The 15,426-nt window shown below is 72.7% G+C and carries 16 protein-coding genes; 1 reads left to right on the forward strand and 15 read right to left on the reverse strand.

Going from position 1 to position 15,426, the window contains the following annotated elements; translation table 11 throughout:
* Positions 1–11: 11 nt before the first annotated feature.
* Both ACZ63E_RS32805 and ACZ63E_RS32810 read right to left on the reverse strand, forming a co-directional pair.
* A complete protein-coding gene (locus ACZ63E_RS32805; RefSeq protein ID WP_465340073.1) occupies positions 12–1,004 on the reverse strand; it encodes an LLM class flavin-dependent oxidoreductase in 993 nt (330 codons plus the stop codon).
* Positions 1,001–2,554, reverse strand: a complete 1,554-nt coding sequence (locus tag ACZ63E_RS32810; RefSeq protein ID WP_465340074.1) for an acyl-CoA synthetase — start codon at positions 2,552–2,554, stop codon at positions 1,001–1,003. Before ACZ63E_RS32810 ends, ACZ63E_RS32805 begins: the two co-directional genes overlap by 4 nt.
* A gap of 117 nt (positions 2,555–2,671) precedes the next feature.
* On the opposite strand from ACZ63E_RS32810, the gene ACZ63E_RS32815 reads away from it, so the two are divergent.
* Complete coding sequence (locus tag ACZ63E_RS32815; protein WP_465313432.1) at positions 2,672–3,289, forward strand: TetR family transcriptional regulator; 618 nt, start codon at positions 2,672–2,674, stop codon at positions 3,287–3,289.
* Between the two features lie 3 nt (positions 3,290–3,292).
* Here ACZ63E_RS32815 and ACZ63E_RS32820 read toward each other — a convergent pair whose 3' ends face one another.
* The 13 genes from ACZ63E_RS32820 to ACZ63E_RS32880 form a co-directional block, all read right to left on the reverse strand.
* Entirely contained in the window at positions 3,293–4,417 is a 1,125-nt protein-coding gene (locus tag ACZ63E_RS32820) for an agmatine deiminase family protein (protein ID WP_465340075.1), read from the reverse strand.
* A 107-nt stretch (positions 4,418–4,524) separates the two neighbouring features.
* Complete coding sequence (locus ACZ63E_RS32825) at positions 4,525–5,079, reverse strand: TetR/AcrR family transcriptional regulator (RefSeq protein ID WP_465340077.1); 555 nt, start codon at positions 5,077–5,079, stop codon at positions 4,525–4,527.
* Positions 5,080–5,182: 103 nt separating this feature from the next.
* Positions 5,183–5,680, reverse strand: a complete 498-nt coding sequence (locus ACZ63E_RS32830) for a hypothetical protein (RefSeq protein WP_465340078.1) — start codon at positions 5,678–5,680, stop codon at positions 5,183–5,185.
* Complete coding sequence (locus tag ACZ63E_RS32835) at positions 5,680–6,177, reverse strand: sigma-70 family RNA polymerase sigma factor (protein ID WP_465340079.1); 498 nt, start codon at positions 6,175–6,177, stop codon at positions 5,680–5,682. Before ACZ63E_RS32835 ends, ACZ63E_RS32830 begins: the two co-directional genes overlap by 1 nt.
* Positions 6,178–6,253: 76 nt before the next feature.
* Complete coding sequence (locus tag ACZ63E_RS32840) at positions 6,254–7,315, reverse strand: radical SAM protein (RefSeq protein WP_465340080.1); 1,062 nt, start codon at positions 7,313–7,315, stop codon at positions 6,254–6,256.
* Positions 7,316–7,341: 26 nt separating this feature from the next.
* Entirely contained in the window at positions 7,342–7,884 is a 543-nt protein-coding gene (locus ACZ63E_RS32845) for a flavin reductase family protein (protein ID WP_465340081.1), read from the reverse strand.
* A 55-nt stretch (positions 7,885–7,939) separates the two neighbouring features.
* Positions 7,940–9,295 carry an FAD-binding oxidoreductase gene (locus tag ACZ63E_RS32850; protein ID WP_465340082.1) on the reverse strand — a complete coding sequence of 452 codons (1,356 nt, stop codon included), beginning with the start codon at positions 9,293–9,295 and terminating at the stop codon, positions 7,940–7,942.
* A complete protein-coding gene (locus ACZ63E_RS32855; protein ID WP_465340084.1) occupies positions 9,292–9,642 on the reverse strand; it encodes an avidin-fold protein in 351 nt (116 codons plus the stop codon). Before ACZ63E_RS32855 ends, ACZ63E_RS32850 begins: the two co-directional genes overlap by 4 nt.
* Positions 9,639–10,940: an ATP-grasp domain-containing protein gene (locus ACZ63E_RS32860; protein ID WP_465340085.1), complete on the reverse strand. Its 1,302-nt coding sequence runs from the start codon at positions 10,938–10,940 to the stop codon at positions 9,639–9,641. Before ACZ63E_RS32860 ends, ACZ63E_RS32855 begins: the two co-directional genes overlap by 4 nt.
* A gap of 35 nt (positions 10,941–10,975) precedes the next feature.
* Positions 10,976–12,067, reverse strand: a complete 1,092-nt coding sequence (locus ACZ63E_RS32865) for an NAD(P)/FAD-dependent oxidoreductase (RefSeq protein ID WP_465340086.1) — start codon at positions 12,065–12,067, stop codon at positions 10,976–10,978.
* Entirely contained in the window at positions 12,064–13,611 is a 1,548-nt protein-coding gene (locus tag ACZ63E_RS32870; RefSeq protein ID WP_465340087.1) for a class I tRNA ligase family protein, read from the reverse strand. Before ACZ63E_RS32870 ends, ACZ63E_RS32865 begins: the two co-directional genes overlap by 4 nt.
* Complete coding sequence (locus ACZ63E_RS32875) at positions 13,608–13,979, reverse strand: cupin domain-containing protein (RefSeq protein ID WP_465340088.1); 372 nt, start codon at positions 13,977–13,979, stop codon at positions 13,608–13,610. The genes ACZ63E_RS32870 and ACZ63E_RS32875 overlap by 4 nt, the downstream gene beginning before the upstream one ends.
* The gene (locus ACZ63E_RS32880; RefSeq protein ID WP_465340089.1) at positions 13,976–15,316 is read right to left on the reverse strand and encodes a SidA/IucD/PvdA family monooxygenase; all 1,341 of its coding nucleotides are present in this window, start codon (positions 15,314–15,316) and stop codon (positions 13,976–13,978) included. Before ACZ63E_RS32880 ends, ACZ63E_RS32875 begins: the two co-directional genes overlap by 4 nt.
* Positions 15,317–15,426 lie beyond the last annotated feature (110 nt).

The raw sequence follows: 15,426 nt of genomic DNA on the forward strand, positions 1-15,426 counted from the left end.
GGTCTTTCCCTTCACATCGCTTCGATCTTGGGCAGGATTTCTTCCTTGAGGCGCTTCAGGTCGTCGAGCGTCTTGGCCACCGGCACGTCCTGGAACGGCGGCCACAGGAAGGGCATCGTCAGCCCGGCGTCCTGGTAGCGCTTGAGCTGGTCGGTGATCTGCGCCGCCGACCCCACGAGCAGGTTGGTGCCCTTGCCCCGGGGGGTCTGGTCCATGTCGCCGTCGGTGATGACGAACCAGATCATGCTGGAGATCTCGAGGTCGTCGACCGACCGCGGGGTGTCGAGCGCGTCGAGCTCGCGCTGGATCTCGGTGCGCCACCGCCGGATGTCCTCCGGCGAGTCCTGGATCCCGATCCAGCCGGAAAGGCCGTACTTGGCGATGCGGGCGGCCGAGCGCTTCGGGTCCTTGAGGCCGCTGAAGAAGATCGGCGGGTGCGGCTTCTGCACCGGCTTGGCCCCGAAGCCGGCCGGCTCGAAGTCGGCGAACTCGCCGTGGTACTCGAAGACCTCGTTCGTCCAGATGCCCTGCATGATCTCCAGGGTTTCGCGGACGTGCTTGTGCCGCTTGGGAAAGATGTGCGCGGCGCTGGCGGCGGCGAACTCCTCGGGCATCCAGCCGGAGCCGACGGCGACGTTGAGCCGCCCGCCCGAGAGGTGGTCGATGGTGGCCAGCTCCGCGGCGAGCACGCCCGGGGACCGGTACGGCGTGTCGATGATGCTCATGCCGATCCGGACCTTCGAGGTCTTCGCGGCGAGCCAGGGGAGCAGCGGCATGCCCTGCAGGAACTCGCCCCGCGAGCTCACCGGGAGCTGCTTGCCCATTTCGTCCAGCATCCCGAAGGGGTACTGCATCTCCCCGCGGTCCGAGGACTCCGGCACGATGATCCGGTCGAGCGTCCAGACGGAGTCGAAGTCGAGGTCTTCCGCGAGGGCGGTGAGGTCTTCGAGCTCCCGGACGGTCACCTTGTCCCGGAAGTTCGGCAGGTAGAGCGCGAGTTTCATGGTCGGACAGCCTCCTTGCTGTGCTGGGTGAAGGTGGAGCGGATGTCGGCTTTGAGGACCTTGCCGACTCCTGAGCGCGGCAGCTCCGGCCAGATCTCGATCTGCTTCGGCGCCTTGACGCTGCCGATGCGGTCCTTGACGAACGCGATCAGCTCGCCCGTGTCCAGCTCGCGGCCGGGCTGGAGCTGGACGACGGCGGTGACACGTTCGCCCCACTTGTCGTCGGGCAGGCCGATCACGGCGCAGTCGCGGACGGCGTCGTGGGCCATCACCGCCTGCTCGACTTCGGCGGAGTAGACGTTGAAGCCGCCGGTGATCACCATGTCCTTGGCGCGGTCGACGATGTGGAGGAAACCCTCGTCGTCGAGGAAACCGATGTCCCCGGTGTGGTGCCAGCCGTGGGCCGACGCCTCCGCCGTCGCCTCGGGGTTGCGGTAGTAGCCGGCCATCACCAGGGAGCCGCGCACGCAGATCTCGCCGCGTTCGCCGCGGGGCACGGGCCGGCCCTCGTCGTCGAGGATCGCGACGGTGACCAGCGGCGACGGCCGGCCGGCGGACGACAGCCGGCCCGTGTGGACGGTCCCGTCGGGACGGCGGTGCTCGGCGGGGGACATCGTCGAGATCATCATCGGCGCCTCGGACTGGCCGAACAGCTGCGCCATCGGCCCGATGCGGTCGAGGGCCTCGGTCAGCCGGGCGGTCGACATCGGCGCCGCGCCGTACCAGAAGCACTGCAGCGACGAGAGGTCCGTCGTGGCGAGCGCCTCGTGGCCGAGCACCATGTAGATCAGCGTCGGCGGCAGGAACGTGTGCGTGACGCCGTGCCGTTCGATCAGCTCCAGGAACCGTCCGACGTCGGGCTTCGGCATGATCACGATCTCGCCGCCGCGGGCGAGCACCGGGAAGCAGAGCACACCCGCCGCGTGGGTCAGCGGCGCCAGGGCGAGGTACACCGGGCGCCCGTCGAAGGGGTAGCTCATCAGCGTGATCGCCGACATCACTTCGAGGTTCCGGTCGGTGAGCATGACACCCTTGGGACGCCCGGTGGTGCCGCCGGTCCCGACGAGGGCGACCACACCGTCGGGCTGGTCCGCTTCGGCCGAGGGATCGTCTTTCGCGGCGCCGAGCCAGATGTCGAAGCCGGGGGCGAAGTCGTCGCCGTCCCCGAGCCGGACGAGCGTGGTCAGCTTGGGCAGCTTCGGGGCGATCTGGCGGACCAGCTCTTCGAAGCCGGGCTGGAAGATCAGCGTGGCGCAGTCGAACAGGTCCAGCAGCTCCGCGTTCTCGCCGGCGGCGTTGCGCGGGTTGATCGGGCACCACACCGCGCCGGCCCGGGCGACGCCGAAGACGCACGTGAACGCCGCCGGGTCGTTGGCCGAGAGGATGCCGACCTTGTCCCCGGGCCGCACGCCGGACCGGCGCAGGGCGCGGGCGACGGCCTGGGCGAGTTCGACCACTTGGCCGTAGGTGCGGGACACCCCGTCGAGGGTCAGGCAGGGCGCGTCCGGGTCCAGGGAGGCGCCTTTTTCCAGGTAGAAGTACAGAGACATCGTCGTCCCTCCCGAGCTCCGTCGGTCGCTGGACACGACCTTGGCCGCCGTTTGGACGAATGTCAAGATTTTCTTGGACGATTGGTCAGAGAGTGGCTCGATGGTATCTTCGGGCCCGTGACCAGCGCAGCCGCCGTCAGGCACCGGAGCCGGGCCGACAAGTTCGAGGAGCGCCGTCGCGAGCTCGCCGACGCGGCGCTGCTGGCGTTGGCCGACCTCGGCTACGCCCGCACCAGCCTGCGCACCATCGCCGAGCACACGAAGTTCTCGCACGGGCTGCTGCACTACTACTTCGCCGACAAGGTCGAGCTGATCACTTACTGCGTGCGGCGGTACAAGGCGTCCTGCGTGACGCGCTACGAAGGCGGTGTCGCCGAAGCGGCCACGCCGGCCGGGCTCGCCGCCGCCTGCGCGGACGGGCTGGCCGCCACCCTCGGCGACGCGCCCCTGATGCACCGGCTCTGGTACGACCTGCGCACGCAGTCGCTGTTCGAGGCGGCGTTCCGCGACGACGTCGCCGAGATCGACGAGAGCCTGCGGGACATGATCTGGCGCAATGTCCGCGCGTACGCCGACCTCACCGGCGCCGAGCCGAACTGCGGCCCGGCCGAGGCGTACGCGTTGTTCGACGGCCTGTTCCAGCAGGCGCTGCAGCACCACCTCGCGGGCGCCGAAACGGCCCTCGGCGATTTGCGGCAGCGCGTGCGCGACCTGTTCCCGCGCCTGGTCGGCTGACGCCTACGCGGGCACGTCGTGGGTCGAGCAGTGGATCCCGCCGCCTCCGGCGGCGATGGCGTCGATCCGCACCGGGACCACCTCGCGGCCCGGGAACTGCGCACCCAGGATGTCCTGGGCGCGCGCGTCGGCCGCCGCGTCCCCGAACTCCGGCAGGAACACGGCGCCGTTGGCGACGTAGAAGTTCGCGTAGGACGACACGAACGCGTCACCCTCACCGGTGATCCGGTCGGGATCGGGCTGCGGCAGGTCGACGATCCGGAACGGCCGCCCGGCGGCGTCCGTGGCGCCGGCGAGGACGGCACGGGCCTGCTCGGCCGAGCGTGACCAGACGTCCGGCGGGGTGCCCGGGAAAGCCTTGTCCAGCAGCACAACGCCGGGCGCGGTGTAGCGGACCAGGCAGTCGACGTGGGCGTCGGTGATGTCCTGCCCCTTCACACCCGCGAGCCAGACGACCTTCGTGACGCCGAGGGTCTGCTTGAGCTCGTCTTCGATCTGCTGCCGGCTCTTGCCGGGGTTGCGGTTGTCGTTCACGATCGAGCTTTCGGTGACCAGCAGCGTGCCTTCGCCGTCGGTCTCCAGCGCGCCGCCTTCGGCGACCAGTGGCGCCGTGACGCGCGGGAGCCCGGCGGTCTCCAGCACCGCGCGGGCCACCCGGGCGTCCCGGGTGTGCCGCTGTTTTCCGCCCCAGCCGTTGAAGTTGAAGTCGACGCCGGTCAGCTTCCCGTTGTCCCGCACGAAAACCGGGGCCGTGTCGCGGGCCCACAGGTCGTCGGCGGGGATGTCGGCCGTCTCGACGCCGGAGCCCGCGGCCTGCTGCGCGCGTTCCCGGTCGCCGGACCCGGCCAGCAGGACCACGTGCTCGAACCCGGCGATGGCCCGCGCCAGCCGTGCGATGTCCGCCTGGACCGCGGGCAGGTCGGGGCCCCAGATCCCGTCGGAGGTCGGCCACGCCATCACTGTCCGGGCGTGCTTTTCCCACTCGGCGCCGAAGACCCGGCCGGCTGGGGCGGGCGCGCCGCCGCTCGCGGGGGAGCCGGGGGAGCTGCACGCCGACATCCCGAGCGCGGCGCCGAGGCCGAGCGCCGTGGTGAGGGCGCTGCGGCGGGAGAAGGGTGCGGAGGGCATGGGGTGGGTGCTCCTGTGCGGCCGGGGTCGGTCACCCCAGCCTGACACTGACTGAAAATTCAGTCAAATCGAGTCGCGCTTCGGGTGACCTGGATGACACGCAGACGTCAGGAGCCGAGCTCGGCCGCGACCGCGCCGAGCAGCAGGCCACGGGCCCGGTCCACGGTGAGCGTCCCCGACAGCCACCGCTCCGAAAGGCCTTCGACCAGCGCGGTCAGCCGCTCGGCGACGTCGTGCGGCTCGGCGGCCGGGCCCGCGGCCGTGACCAGCTCGGCGATCTCGGCCACCCAGATCCGGGTGGCCTCTTCGAGGCGCTCGCGCAGGTCGGTCTCGAACACGGCGCTGGCGCGCAGCTCACCCCAGGCGATGCTGTTCTCGCGGACCTCGTCGACGTCCTGCAGCTCCAGCAGGAGCCGCTGCTCCAGCAGGGCCCGCGCGTCCCCGCCGGCCGGCAGCGCCGCGGTGGTGTACCGCGCGGCGCGGTCGTTGACGTGGTCCAGGGTGGCGCTCAGCAACCCGGCGCGGTCCTTGAAGTGGTAGTAGATGAGACCCGTGGACGTCCCGGCTTCGGCCGCGACCTCCTCGACGCGCAGCCCGCGGACCCCGCTGCGGGCGACCAGGCCGGCCGCGGCCCGCAGGATCAGGTCGCGCTTGCCCGCCACACCGCCGCCCTCCGCCGCCCGAAAGTTCCCGGCCCACCGTATCCGGCTGGTTCGGGGGCAGCCGGACGAGGCCGAAGGTGACGTGGCCTGGTCGTCGGCGGGTTCACAACCGGGCCGCGGGCAGCCCCAGCCGGGCGCACGTGCCCGGGTCGCCCGGGAAGACCCCGACCGCTCCCGCCACGACGTCCGCCGCTTCCGGCGTCAGCACGCAGGCGACGAGCGGGCCGCCGTCCGACGGCCGGCGGTCACCGCAGATCTGCATGATTTCGCCGGTGACGTCGACCCGGCCGGCGCGGCCGCCGACGCCGATCGCGACGTGCTGGTCCGGCGCCGTGCTGCCGATGTCCGCGGTGCGGTAGCAGTAGCCGATCTCCCGCTCGGTGGGGGCGACGAGGCTGCCCGGTGCGGCGTCCCGGGGCGCGGACACCAGCATCGCCGCGCCGGAGACGACGGCGACCCCGGCCACCACCGCGGCCGCGCCGAGCCGGCCGTGCGTGCGACGGCGGGCCCGGCCACGGGCCTCGAGCGCGCCGAAGTCGAGGCGCAGCGGCGGCTCGCCGTCGCCGAGGGCGCGGGCCAGCAGGTCCTTGGCGTCCGTCATCAGCTGCTCCTCTCGGTCACCGCGGTGGTTTCGCCGAGCAGACGGCGGAGCGTGGTGAGGCCGCGGGCGGCCTGCGACCGCGCGGTGCCCTCGGAGATGCGCAGCACCTTCGCGACTTCGATGCTGGTGAGATCGCTGAAGTACCGCAGCACCAAGACGGCTCGCTGTCGTGGCGGCACGCGCTGCAGGGCGGCCCGGACGTCGAGCGCGTCCGCCGGCTCCGCGCCCGCGACGGGCGTGTCCGGGAGCTCGTGACGCAGCTCCGCGCGCCGGTACGGGCGGCGGGCCTCGTCGATCGCCAGCCGGGAGATCACGCGGCGGGCGTAGGCGTCGACGCCGGCCGGGTCGATGCGGTGCCAGCGGGTGTAGAGCCGCAGCAGGGCCGTCTGGACCAGATCCTCGGCCAAGGCCCAGTCCCCGCACATCAGGAACGCCTCACGCCGCCAGATCGCCGCGCGTTCCCGCGCGACCCGGCTGAATTCCCCTCGATCGGCCACGACCACCCCTCTCGCAGGGACATACGAGAGCGCACCGGCGGAGCGTTGCACGCCCGCCGTGAATTCGGTGCCTGGCTCAGAACAACGTCGCCTGCTGTGGCTCCGCCTCCGGCTGGTTCCGCCGCCCGTTCAGCGCGAACTTGTCCTCGATCGACTCGTCCGGGTCGGGGAGCCCGTACCGCGCGATGATCGCCCGGATCCGCTCGCTCACCTCGCGGCGGTACGGCCGCAGCGTCTCCGACCCGGACGAATACAGCGTTGTGTAGTCCGGCACCAGGTGCGGATGGTTGCGCCGCAGCCAGGAGAAGAACACGTCCTTCACCCCGGACGACAGGTACAGCGGGTGGAACAGCACCGTCGTCGCGCCCGCGGTGGCCACCGCCGACACCAGCTCCTCCAGCTGCTCGGAGGAGTCGGTGAGCCGGGGGAGGATCGGGGACAGGAACACCGTGCAGTCCAGGCCCGCGTCGCGGATCGCGCGGACCGTGGCCAGGCGCGCGGTCGTCGTCGCCGTGCCGAACTCCACCGACTGCTGCAGCTCTTCGTCCATGATCGAGATCGACAGCCCGACGTGCACCGTCGTCGCGCGGCTCGCCTTGACCAGGCGGTCGAGGTCACGGCGGATCGTCGTGCCCTTCGTCAGGATCGAGAACGGCACCCGGTGGCCCGCCAGCGCGTCGATGATGCCCGGCATCAGCTCGTAGCGGCCCTCGGCCCGCTGGTACACGTCGGTGTTCGTGCCGAACGCCACCCGCGGCGGCAGCTTCCGCTTGCGCGCCAGCTCGTTGCGGAGCACCTCGACGATGTTCGTCTTGACGATGATCTCGTTGTCGAAGTCGCCGGCGACGTTCAGCCCGAGCCGCGTGTGGGTGGGACGCGCGAAGCAGTACTGGCACGCGTGCGTGCAGCCGCGGTACGGGTTGATCGTGTACTCGCCGGGCAGCATCCGCGCGTCCGCGGGCACGTGGTTGAGCGCGCTCTTCGCCAGCACCTCGTGGAAGGTCACCCCGCGGAAGTCCGGGGTCCGGACGCTGCGGACGAACCCGCTCATCCGCGCCAGCCCCGGCAGGGTGCCGTCGTCGACGCGGTCGGTGCGCTGGCCGCTCCACCGCATCGCGCTGTCTTCGCTGCTCGTCAAGGAATCCCCCTCAGTCCGGCCTGAATTTACACCGCCTCACCCCAGTGCCCCGGCCCCGACAGGTCGAGCGTCGCGGCCGGCGGCCGGCTCACGGCGTGGTACTCGCCGTGCACGAACACCAGGGCCGGCGTCCTTCGATCGTGTCCGGTGGCCAGGACGTTTCCGACGACCAGCGTGTGGTCGCCGAGGTCGAACCGCTCCTGCAGCGCGCATTCCAGCCAGGACGCGCCGTCGAGCACCAGCGCGCCGGTGTGCGCGCCGGGCCGGGCGGCGAGCGTGGTGAGGTGCTCGGCCCGCCGTTCGCGCGGACCGGCGAAGCGGCCGGCGAGCTCACGCGCGTCGGCGGGCAGGATCGACACCACCCACCGGCCGCTGGCCAGCAGGTCGGTGAGGAACGCCGAACCCTTGCGGAAGCACAGGGAGATCAACGGCGGGTCGAGGGAGATCGAACTGAGCGAGTTGACGGTCACGGCGTCGTGGTGGCGGCCGTCGGGGGTGTCGCGGTACGTGCTCGCGACGCACACCCCGGTGGCGAACGCGCGCATGGCACCGCGGAGGTCGGGCGGCATTCGGCTGCTCCTGGGTCGGGGCCGGCCCGCGCGGGACGCGGGCCGGCCGGTGGGGTCACAGGGCTTGCGGGAAGCGGAAGAACCGGTCGGGGTCGTACGTGCGCTTGACCTCGGCGAGCCGGCCGGCGTTGGGCCCGTAGTAGGCCCGCGGCCAGTCCTCGAGGTCCGGATCGGTGAAGTTGACGTACGAGGCGTCGGGCGCGAACTCCCCGGCCTCGGCGTGCAGGGCGTGCAGCCAGTCCAGGTTCGCCCGGACGGTCGTGGCCGGGTCCTGCTCGGTCCACGACGTGTCGAGGCTGAGCAGGAACTTCGTGTCCCGGTGCGGGAACGCCGTTTCCGTGACGGGGACGCGGTTGATCGCCCCGCCCCACGCGAACAGCGCGGCCCCGGCGCCGTCGGGGTTGCCGCTGCCCGGCCACTTGTCGACGGCGCGCACGAGCGCCGCCAGGCCGGTGTCGCCGATCGCGTGCGGCGTGCACCGCGTGCGGGCGGCGAACGCCCCGCCTTCACTGCCGTGGTGCAGGTACCGCGCGGCCTCCCAGAAGTCCCGGTCCTCGATGTCGGCGCGGTCGGGGACCGCGACGGCGAAGACCGGTGCGAGCAGCTCGCGCAGCTCCTCGGCCGGGCCGAGGTGGTGGCCCACCACGGAAACCACGCCGTCGTCGCCCGCCGAGCGGGCGATGCCGATCCGGGCCGAGAACCGGTCCGGCGCGGTCAGCATGATCTCCTGCATCGTGGCCAGCACCTCGACCGCGTGCGGCCACGACCAGAGCAGCAGGCACGTCGAGCCGGCCGGGGCCGGGCGCGCCTGGAACGTGAAGCTCGTGTTCACGCCGAAGTTGCCACCCCCGCCGCCGCGGCACGCCCAGAAGAGGTCCGGGTGCTCCGTCGCCGACGCCGTCACGGTCCGGCCGTCGGCGAGCACGACCTCGGTCGACACCAGCGCGTCGCAGGTGAGGCCGAACGCGCGGGAGATCGTCGTGACCCCGCCGCCGAGGGTCAGGCCGCCGATGCCGACGGTGTCGGAGTTGCCGAGCGGGAAGGTCAGGTCCCACGGCCGCAACCCGGCGTAGAGCGCGGCCATCGGCGTCGCCCCGCCGACCGTGACACGCCCGGTGTCGCAGTCGATCCGGATGCCGGCCAGCCGCCGCAAGTCCAGCACCAGGCCGGTGCCGGTCGAGTGGCCGGCGTAGCTGTGTCCGCCACCGCGGACGACCAGCGGCACCGACTCGGTGCGCGCCCACTCGATCGCCTTCGCGACGTCGCCGGAGTGGGCCACCGAGAGGACCGCCGCCGGGCGGGTGGCGGCGAACCGCCGGTTCTCCGGCGCGGTGGCTTCGTCGAAGCCGGGCTCGCCGGGGAGCCGCAGGTCGCCGTCCACCCGGCCGGCCAGCGAAGACCACGCGGTCACGACGCCGCTCCGACCGGGACCGCGGCGGGGATCTCCTCGAGGAAGGAGACGCCGGTGTCGGCGTGCTCGCCGTAGCGTTCCCAGACCTCGCGCAGCACCAGGGTGCCGCCGTGCCGCTGCGGGCTGTTGGTGCTGTGCCCGGCGATCACCTCGCCGCTGTCGAGCACCATCGTGTAGGCCAGGCGCAGCACGCCGGCCGGGTCGCAGGTGCCGGTGATCGTGCCGCGGCGGACGCGCCCGCCTTCGAACACGGCCCAGACGAGGTCGCCGCGCTGGTGGTACTCCGCGCAGGTGCCGTCGCCGCCGCCGAGCTTGCGGAACCGGCGGCCGTCGTAGTCGATGCTCATTCGTCCACGTCCAGGAGCCCGGCCGGCATCTCCAGCGTGGTGCCGGCGGGCGGCGGCTCGATCTCTTCGGTGTCGATCTCGACGAGCGACGCCGCGTGCGCCAGCCGCCGCGAGACCTCGTCCGGGCCGGAGCCCTCGCAGACGACCAGGGAGTGCCGGGCGATGTAGCCGCCCGGCGGCAGCCGCAGCGTGGTGCCCGGCTCGGCCATCGGCGACGCGAGCACCAGGCCGGGGGCCTCCTCGGGGACCTTGACCGAGTGCAGGACGCAGTCGTGTGCGGGGTAGCCGAAGCGGATGCCGGCGGTGCCGCCCCGGGTGTGTGCGACGTCGGGACGCTGCCCGGTGGCGACGTCGAACAGCACCCCGCCGGGGTCGATGCCGGTGGCCGTCTTGCCGAGGAACGGGATCAGGTCCCCGCCGAGGCGGCCGTTGACCTCGATGATGACCGGGCCCTTCGCGGTCAGCCGGACCTCGGTGTGGGTGATGCCGTTCTCGATGCCCAGCACGTGGTGGGCGCGGGTCAGCACGTCCAGCAGGGCCTCGTCGCGCAGCAGCGGGTCGGCGGCGTCGACGACGTGGCCGGTCTCCTCGAAGAACGGCGGCATGCCGGTGCTCTTGCGGGCCAGGAACATCGGCAGGTACTCGCCCTTGTAGACGGCGCCGTCGATGCTGATCTCGGGACCGTCGGCGAACCCTTCGATGAGCGCGCCGCCGCGGTAGGGCTCGTCACCGATGAGGCTGGCCTCGTGGGCGACGCGGTAGGCGGAGACGAGCTCTTCTTCGTCGGCGGCCAGTGAGACACCCATGCTGGCGCCCAGCGCGCGCGGCTTGACGATCACCGGATAGCCGATGCGCGCGGCGGCCGCCTTCGCCCCTTCGAGGTCCGGGACCAGCTCGAACCCGGGCTGCGGCAGGCCGGCCGCGGTGAGCCGGGTGCGGCAGCTGTGCTTGTCACGGCAGCCGTGCACGCCGGGGATGCTCAGGCCGGGGACGCCGAACTCGGCGGCCAGCTCGGCCGCGGGCATCACGAGCGGCTCGTCCCAGCACAGCACGCCGGTGACGGCGTAGCGGCCGGCCAGCTCGCGGGCGGTCTCGGCGAGCAGCGCGTGGTCGAAGACGTTGACCACGGTGATGTCGTCGAAGTACTCGTGCTGCCAGGTGGGCTTGAGGTTGTTGACCAGCACCAGTTTCAGGCCGGCCTCGCGGGCGCGGGCGGAGACGGTGCGGACGATGTACTCGCGGTAGAGCTTCAGGCCGCTGCCGATGACGAGCAGCGCCCCCGGGGCGTTCGTGGTCATGAAGGTCGTCCTCCGGTCGGATGGGTGGTTCGCGGTCAGGCCGCGGCTCGGACGGTGTGGCGGGCCAGTTCGGCGACAACGGCGTCGGCCGCCAGGGGAGCGGTGCGGAAGCCGTCGCCGCCACTGGCCGCGCGGGCCCAGACGGCGGGCCCGACGCGGACGAAGCCGGTTTCGCCGCCGTCGGTGGTGGCGTAGTGGCAGTGCTTGACGCGGTCGACGGCGTATCTGTCCACTTCGGACACGATGCCGGCCGAGAGCACCCGCCCGGCCCAGTTCGTGCCGTCGTCCGACGTGGACAGACCGGTCACCTCGCGGCGCGCCGCGTCGGTGCTGATCTTGAGCAGGGTGCCCGCCACCGACGGCAGCAGCCAGGCCCGGCCGTCGGCGCCGATGCCGCCCGCCGTCGGCGTCGCCGCCCACGCGCGGGCGAGCTCGGCCGGCGGGCGCAGGTACACCATCGTCTGGCGGTGCACCGTGACCGGCCGGTCGACGAGCGCCGACGACCACGGCCCGGCGGCGACGAGCACGACGTCGCCGTGCTCGCTGGTGCCGTCGGCCAGGTGGACCCGCCCGCTGCCGGCGTCGATGTCCACCGCCTCCCGGCCGGGCCGCAGCTCGGCCAGGGGGTGGTGGCGCAGCCAGCGGGCGGCCGCGTGCAGCACGCGGTCGGCCAGCAGGGTGCCGGCGTGCGGCTCGAGCACCGCGCCGGACCCCGCCGGGAACCCGATCAGCGGCAGGCTCGCCGGGTCGGCGACCCGGACCGGCACCCCGGCGGCTTCGGCCGTCGCGACGGCTCCGGCCACCTCGCCGGCGGGCAACGCGGTCAGCACGCCGACGCGGCGGTAGAGGCAGGCACCCGGCAGGTGGTCGCACAGCAGCGCGTCCAGCGCCCGCCACCGGCGGTGCAGGTCCGCGCTCCGGCGGGTGGCCTCCGGGTCGCCGGCGACCAGCGCGCGCAACGCCCGGTGCTGGTCGAACGACGTCGCGCCCGGGTGCGGGACCGGGCCCCGCTCCAGCAGCACGACGCGGTGCCCGGCCCGCACGCAGCCGATCGCGGTGAGCAGCCCGGTGATGCCGCCGCCGACCACCACGACCCGCAGGCCGTCCTGCCGGGTGCCCGCGCTCATCGCGCGGCCCGCGCCGGGCTCAGGCGGGGCAGGGCCACCGGTGTGACCGACCCGGTGGCGGCCGGCGCCGGACCCGCGTCGGGCCCGAAGACCTGCGCCGCCAGGTCGATCAGCACCGGCGCCGCCGCGCGCAGCAGCCGGTCGACCTCGAAGCAGAAGTCCCCGGCGTCGGCGCCGGTCACCTCGTGCCCGTCCAGCCGCGCCAGCTGCTCGGTGATGGCCTCCGCCGCGCGGTTCAGGCTGAACCCGGCCAGCTCGTAGGAGGCCGCGAACCGCTCGCCCATCCGGGCCGCGGCCCGGACGGCGCGGTCCGACACCGGCAGCGGGCCGAGGCCGACCCAGCGGTTCACCTTGTCGGCCACCCGGTTCCAGGGGCCGACCAGCCGGGTGTCGGTGACCTGCGTGAGCGCGTCCCGGCTGAAGCTGGTCCGCTGGTGCTCGGGGCTGGTCGCGGCCAGGTGGAACCGGATCAGGTCGCGCGGCACCTCCTCGGCCAGCTCCCGGCTCCAGATCACGTGCCCGCGGCTGGTCGAGAACTTCCGGTAGTCCAGCTCGTAGAACTCGTTGGTCAGGTACCGGGTCGGGAGCTGGTACACCCCGCCGAGCGCGAGCAGCATCGCCGGCCCGGCGATCGCGAACGGGTAGATGTTGTCGAACCCGAGGAAGTACACGATCTCCGAACCCGCGCCGGCGAGCCAGAGCGCGTCCTCGGTGCCTTCCGCGACCCCGCGGGCCTCCGCCGCCAGCGCCGAAGCGTGCATGCTCCACGCCATCGGCTCGGCGTTGGGGTTGACGACCTGCCCGGAGACCTCGGGGAAGGGCACGCCGATGCCCCACGAGATCGGGTAGGTGACCGGGAAGTCCGGCAGCGGCCGCGCCAGCATCGCCGCCAGCGCCTGGGCCATGTGCGGCCGGATCCCGTCGGCGTGCGCCGCGAAGTGCGCCCGCAGCTGCTCCCGGTAACGCTCGACCGGGAGCACGAGCACTTCGGCCTCCCGCAGTTCCACGACGTCGTCGGGGTCCAAAGTGGACCGGACGTCGATGAGCTCGCCCGCCGCCACCAGCTGCCCGCAGCTCTCGCAGAGCCCCGCGCAGCCTTCGGACAGGCACTCCGGACAGTTGCCGGAGGCGAACCCGTCGACCAGGAACTGCCCGGTCCGCGTCGAGAACGGGAACTTCATCGTGCGCAGCTCGAGCTTGCCGGCCGAGTACAGCCGGCCGATGAAGTCGACGACCCACTTGGTGAACCGGTCGTCGTCGCCGGTGTAGCCGTCGACGCCGATGCCCAGCGCGGCCAGGCTGGCCTCGATCTGCGCCGCCGAGTTCGCCACCAGCTCCGCCGGAGTCACGCCCCGGCGGTGCGCGGTGGTGACGACGAACGTCGAGGTGTCCTGGAACCCGGTGCCCAGCAGCACTTCCCGGCCCTGGGCCCGCGCGTAGCGGGTGTGCACGTCCGCGGCCAGGAACGGCCCGGCGATGTGCCCGAGGTGCAGGTCCCCGTTCGCGGTCGGCGCCGGGGAGATGATCACGGTCCGGGTGCTCATGGCGCGCTCGCTTCGTGCCGGGCCACGAACCGGGCCGACATCTCGGGGTCCCACCAGACGCCGAAGTACTCGAAGTCCGCGTCCCCGGCGTTGACGACGCGGTGCGTCGAACCCGGCGGCAGCCGGACGACGTCGCCGGCGGCGAAGGAGCGCCGCTCGTCGTCGACGACCAGCTCGGCCGAACCGCTGATCGCGATGAAGATCTCGTACTCGTGGTGGGCGTGCGGGTCGGACTCGGTGCCGGCGCGCAGGACGCACCAGGCTCCTTCGAAGGGGGCGTTGAGCTCGGGCCAAGGCAGCAGCCGCTGCCCGTCGAGGCCGTAGGCGCGTTCCAGCCGCGCGCGGTCCAGCGGACGGACGTCGATCATGCCGCCACCACCACGGACTGGTCGTTCGAGCCCGGCGCGGCCGCGGGCCGGGCGCCCCGCCGGTCGAAGATGTCGCCGGAGATGTCGCCCGAACGCTGGGCCAGCACGCTGATCAGCGAGTCGGAGATGCCGTGCGTCGCCTCGTTGACCCCCTGCAGGTACAGCGCGCCGCGGGCGTCGTCGCCGAGGTCCGCGCGGTACTGCCGGTTGACCGTCACCTCGGGCAGGCCGATCGCGTCGGCCAGGTCGCGGACCATCGCCGGCATCCGCGGGTCGAAGCCGGTGCCGAGGAACACCGCGTCGCAGTGGAACTGCTCCTTGCCGCCGGTCTTGAGGTCGTGGACCTCCAGCACGACCTCCTCCCCGCCGCCGGGGCGGTGCTCGGTCCACGCGCCGGTGACCTCGGTCAGGCCGCGGATGGTCGAGACCGGCTCGCCCAGCATCTTCTGGCGGTAGATCATCGTGTACAGCTCCTCGAGGAACGGGGCGGCCAGGCCGGCGTAGTTCGTCAGGTGCATCTCCTCGAGCACCTTCGCCCGGACCCCGTCCGACATCCGGTAGAACTCGTCCACGAAGGACGGGTAGAACAGCTCGTTGACGAACTTGCTGGTCTGGTAGTCCTTCAGCGCGATCGAGCGCAGCAGCATGGTGGGCGACGAGCCCGGCGCGTGCTGGTGCAGCGCCATGAACATCTCGGCCGCGCTCTGCGCGCCGCCGACGACGACCGGGCGCAGCGGCTTGCCCTCCCGGGCCAGCCCGACGGTGGTCTCGACGCGGCTGCTGTACTGCGTGCTGTGCACGACCCGCTCGGCGGGCAGGTGCTTGAAGACGTCCGGCACGTGGGCGTCGCGGCCGCCGCCGACCACGAGGTCGCGGCAGAGCACGGTGTCGCCGTCGGACAGCGGGACGGTGAAGCCGAGCACCGAGCCGTCCTCGGAGTGGATCGGCAGGATCCGCTCGGCGCGGGCGTTGTAGCGGATCCGGACGTGCTCGAGGGAGTCGGCCACCCACTGCTGGTAGGCCGAGACCTGCCAGCGGAACGGGTTGAAGGTGCCGAGGTTGACGAACTCGTCGAGCTCACCGCGCTCGTGCATGAAGTTCAGGAACGAGAAGCGGCTGCGCGGGTTCCGCAGGGTCACCAGGTCCTTCACATAGGACACCTGGCTGCGGGCCCAGGGCAGCAGCAGGTTGCGCTGCCACACGACGTTTTCGTACTGCTCCAGGATCATCGAGCCGCGGGCCAGCTCGGTGTTCCCGCTCTCCTCGAGCGCCACGGCCAGGGCGAGGTTCGCCGGCCCCGCGCCGATCATCAGGACATCCACCTCGTGGACGGTCACGTCGGTACCTCTTTCGGTTCGGGGTGGGGGGGGGGGGGGGGGGGGGGGGGGGGGGGGAGGGGGTGGGGGGGGGGGGGGGGGGGGGGAGAGGGGGGAGGGGGGGGGAGGGG

This window comes from Amycolatopsis sp. NPDC104819, assembly GCF_055583145.1.